This is a genomic window from Pseudoalteromonas sp. GABNS16E, assembly GCF_028598715.1.
GTDB lineage: Bacteria > Pseudomonadota > Gammaproteobacteria > Enterobacterales > Alteromonadaceae > Pseudoalteromonas > Pseudoalteromonas atlantica.
Window position 1 is genome coordinate 1 of the sequence record NZ_JAQREZ010000104.1, and the last position, 4,183, is coordinate 4,183.

The 4,183-nt window shown below is 38.4% G+C and carries 5 protein-coding genes; 1 reads left to right on the top strand and 4 read right to left on the bottom strand.

Translation table 11 applies throughout. The features are described from left to right. The 4 genes from PSI06_RS20660 to umuD form a co-directional block, all read right to left on the bottom strand. Nucleotides 1–175 (bottom strand): IS66 family transposase (locus PSI06_RS20660; RefSeq protein WP_407073082.1); only part of this gene is annotated, 175 nt, incomplete at its 3' end. Continuing rightward, complete coding sequence (locus tag PSI06_RS21760; protein WP_369128033.1) at nt 123–266, bottom strand: YHYH domain-containing protein; 144 nt, start codon at nt 264–266, stop codon at nt 123–125. The genes PSI06_RS21760 and PSI06_RS20660, both read right to left, overlap by 53 nt. 76 nt (nt 267–342) lie before the next feature. Next, nucleotides 343–1,602 carry a Y-family DNA polymerase gene (locus tag PSI06_RS20665; RefSeq protein ID WP_273604776.1) on the bottom strand — a complete coding sequence of 420 codons (1,260 nt, stop codon included), beginning with the start codon at nt 1,600–1,602 and terminating at the stop codon, nt 343–345. Further along, entirely contained in the window at nt 1,590–2,003 is a 414-nt protein-coding gene (gene umuD / locus PSI06_RS20670) for a translesion error-prone DNA polymerase V autoproteolytic subunit (RefSeq protein ID WP_273604777.1), read from the bottom strand. Before umuD ends, PSI06_RS20665 begins: the two co-directional genes overlap by 13 nt. A gap of 247 nt (nt 2,004–2,250) precedes the next feature. Here umuD and PSI06_RS20675 point away from each other — a divergent pair, with 247 nt between their 5' ends. Continuing rightward, nucleotides 2,251–3,855, top strand: coding sequence for a DUF4145 domain-containing protein (locus PSI06_RS20675; RefSeq protein ID WP_273604778.1), 1,605 nt, complete (start codon nt 2,251–2,253; stop codon nt 3,853–3,855). Nucleotides 3,856–4,183 lie beyond the last annotated feature (328 nt).

Here is a 4,183-nt window from a genome sequence, read left to right on the forward strand (position 1 = left end):
GACGTGCGTGCGCCCAGCACCCCACAAGACTGGCCTGTGTCTTTTCATAAGCTTGATAACCATCAACATGTAAGTACCCTTGATAGCCATCAAGATAATCCATCACGCAGGCGGCTGCGCGACTAGTGTGCTTTTCTAGCCTTATTATGGCAGTGGTAGTGATTATTTTTCTTATCGTTGTGACAACCTTCTGAATTAGTTCGACCGCTGTGAGCTGATATTAAAGATGAGTAAATAAGTATCAATAGTAATACGAGTGCCTTCATTTTAATCCTTAGTTATTACAATTTGTATAGATATTATTTGTTTTTGGGTGATAGTAATAGTGAATTAATACATTTCTCAGTCACATTTAATTATAGGTATATCTGACCAGCGTGTTGTGTAATGGGGTGATAAGAAGGCTCGCTTCATATTCCAGTTTTGGGAGAGCCTTTCACCCCCGAGTGATAAAGCTCCCACACCATAGCGTTTGTTGACTTCATCTAAGCATTGCATAATCTTTGGTTTGTCTTCACTGACTGAAAACATATCGGCCTGCTGGTATAGCTCACTTTCAAGCTCCATTGCACCTATACCACATCGATAAAAACGAACATTGGGTTTGAATATGTCATCAATAACTCGTGAAACAGCCTTGGCGATAACGCTGGTATCTGCTGTGGGTATGGGAAAGTCATAGAGCAGAGATTTTTTATAATATGACTCTTCATGTGGAGAGCTGGCTGCAAAGATAACGATGCGCTTTGTTAATGAACGTTGCTTTCTAAGCTTACGTCCAACGATTGCAGCATGTGTGGTCAGTGCTGATTTTAAGGTTGTTACATCACTAATTCGTTCACCAAAACTGCGAGTCGAAAATATCTCTTTTTTATTTTGTTTTACTTCATCCCAATTTAAACAAGCAACACCGTTTAATTCGCTGACAGTTCGTTCAACCACAACACTGAACATCCTTCTCATCTTCTTTGGATTTTGTTGTGCCAAGTCCAGCGCGCTTTTTATACCCATAAACTTAAGCTGCTTTCCTAGCCGAGAGCCAATCCCCCATACATCAGTAACATCCATTCTTGCGAGAATGTTTTTACGAGATGATTCGTCATTAATGACGGCTATACCATTAAAACCAGACAGCTTTTTTGCCGCGTGATTTGCAGCTTTTGCGAGCGTAGGAGTCGGGCCAAACCCGACTCCTACAGGTAAACCAGTTTCACGCCATACAGCCTGCCTAATAGTATGACCATATGCCGACCAGTCGTCGATTATATTTGAAAAGCCAGTGAACCGTAAAAATGACTCATCAATACTATAAACATAGTGGTCATCACAAAAGCGATTTATCACAGTCATCATTCGCTCACTTAAGTCAGCATAAAGTTCGTAATTTGATGAGCGTACAACCACATTATGCTGCGTTAAATAATGCTTAATTTTAAAATAAGGTTGGAACTTAGGTATATTAAGCCTGCGTCCTATTGGGCATACAGCACAGATGCAGCCATCATTATTTGTCAGGACCACTACCGGCTTAAAGCGTATAGAGGGGTCAAAAACCTTTTCTGCACTGGCATAAAAAGCGACAGCATCGACTAAGGCATACATCGGCTTAACTCAACTTTATTCTTATGAAGACGAATGCTGGTTGTTACCACACCTTCAAGTTTGAAGTCATCTTCGGGAGAAATATAAACCGACGAATAACTTTTGGATGCAGAGATAAGTAAACGATTGGACTTATCAATGATTTTACACACGAATGTACCATTGTAGCTGGCAACGATGACATCACCTGTATTGACATTTTCAGCTCTATCAACAACTAATAAATCACCGTCAAATATCCCCACATCTTGCATTGATTGACCTGATGCTAACCCAATAAAGGTTGCATTTGGGTGCTTAATGATTAATTCATCCAACGAAATACCTAGCTCTGTGTATTCCGCAGCGGGAGATTCAAAACCAGTAATACCAGCTTCAATAAAAATGGGGATAACAAACATACACGCCTCAATACTGTTTGTTTATACAGTATAATTGAGCGGGTTAAGTTATGCCATGTTACTTTTTATTTTTTTAGTTTTATTGCAATTCATAACTTAAAAAATTTCTCTATACTTTAAAAAAACATCATAAATTACAGGTAGTAAAAATGTTTTTTTGTTAGAGTTATGACACAAGGAAGCGGAGATTCACTATGAGATTAATTTAAAGTACCGCTAAAAACACACCACAATACGGAAATTACGCATGAGTACCCCACTGACAGACATACAGTTTGTTTCAAAGTTTAATACCAGTTTTGCTGAGCGATACGAAAAAGCCAAAAATTTATATTTTGATGCCCCAATTCAAACTTTAGTTGAATTAAGGGGGTTATTAGCGCTGTTATGTGATGAAATCATTGCTGAATATTTAGTCGAAACTGCTGGAAATAACCTAAATGATAAAGTAAATGGTATAAAGGCTTCTAATCAATTTAGGCTGTCTATAATAGATTATATGCATAAAGTTAGAGAGGCAGGCAATAAAGGAGCTCATCCAGAAAAGTACCAGATATCTTATCCGGAATATCAAAAGCTTGCACTAGAGACTCTTCAGACTTTCTGCACTTTAATCGAAGATTATTGGGTAGGAAGAACATCAAAAGTCCCAGCATATGAGTTTACCTTTGATATAAACTCACCGGTAAAAGAGTGGTGTTATCAAGCACTGTTTAACAGTGATAAAAATGCGAAGTTTGAACTTGGAATGGCTCTATTTTATAAGTACCAAGAGCAATTTGAGGGTGATGATAAATTCTATATCGACCAATCACCACTTATGAAGTCAATAGATTTCATTGAAGAAGCTGCATCAGAATTCCACCCTGAGGCTTTATTTGAGTACAGCCACATTTTATTGAACGGCATACATCGAGACAAGGATATTGAAAAGGCAAAGGGTTATCTTTATAACTCAGCGAATAGAGGTTTCACAAAGTCAAAAATTGCATTTGGTCAGTTAATATATGAGTGTAATGAGCCACATGTTGAGGACATTGAAGAGGTAATACGCTTCCTTGAAGAGGCTGCAACTGATGGAGAAGACCAAGCACAGTTTTTGCTTAGTCAAATATATGCTACATCAAAATTCGGTCTAAAGAATGACGCACAATCCTCACAATGGTTTGAAAAGTCAATAAAGTCTGGAAATGCAAATGCAATTTTTATGCAAGCAAGTGCGACTCTAAACAGTTCACAACCTACACCTAAGGATGTAAGACAATCGTTGAAAGGGTTAGAGCTCGCTATTGAGGGAGGGAGTCGGGATGCACACAAGCTATACCTCAAAATATTTAACGAGTCAGCTCACTCAGTGGCCACAGTTAGGCCTCTTTATGATGATTATTTAGAGAGATACCCTGACGATTATCAACGACACCTAGATTTGACAGAGTATTTATTCCGAAAAGGTAGCGATGGGAATGATATAAATCTTATGAGGGAAGCCATTGAAAAACTAATACAGCTTGCAAGGTTTCAAGAGACCCCAACAAAGTTAAAAAGACGATTAAATCTACTATCACCGAAGTGGTTAGCTAAATATGACCAAGTAATAAGGCGATTAGGAGTTTTAGATAAAGCGCATGCTGAATTATTGATGCAATTTAAACCAGACGGCACTCCGTATGATGATTTTTCAACAATAGGCGAGATGCTGAAGAAGATTCATACCGACCCAAAACTTGTTGCTAAATTGTTCTATACAGGCTGTATAAATAAAAGTGCGGTATCGAGTGTAGCTGTGAAACAAGGTAGAAACTCTGGGTGTTCGTGCGGCTCGGGATTAAAGTTTAAGAAATGCTGTGGTTAAGTTGCATGCTAGTTTCTGTATTAGTTGAATAAATCAAACAGATAAGCGCACACGGTTCAGGTCGCTTGGTGCTAGCAAGTCAAAGTCTTATCAACCCTACCGATTATAGTAGTTTTATTATTATGCTTAGACTATCACCTGAGAGACGGCTCAGAGCGAAAACCAGTCATTGTAGTTCGAGCAATTTTACTTCGTATTGATATACTAGGGCGTGTTGATCTTTGTGGTATGAAAAACAAACAGCATGAAGATAAGGTATAATTGAATTCGCCAGAAAACTTTACACCGAACCTACATGCCAAGATTAATGTTAACAGACGGGACATGG

What these genes read in the sequence shown, in the direction of transcription:
- PSI06_RS20675 (WP_273604778.1), top strand. Translation starts at nt 2,251, where the DNA reads ATGAGTACCCCACTGACAGACATACAGTTTGTTTCAAAGTTTAATACC.
- umuD (WP_273604777.1), bottom strand. Translation starts at nt 2,003, where the DNA reads ATGTTTGTTATCCCCATTTTTATTGAAGCTGGTATTACTGGTTTTGAA.
- PSI06_RS20665 (WP_273604776.1), bottom strand. Translation starts at nt 1,602, where the DNA reads ATGTATGCCTTAGTCGATGCTGTCGCTTTTTATGCCAGTGCAGAAAAG.
- PSI06_RS21760 (WP_369128033.1), bottom strand. Translation starts at nt 266, where the DNA reads ATGAAGGCACTCGTATTACTATTGATACTTATTTACTCATCTTTAATA.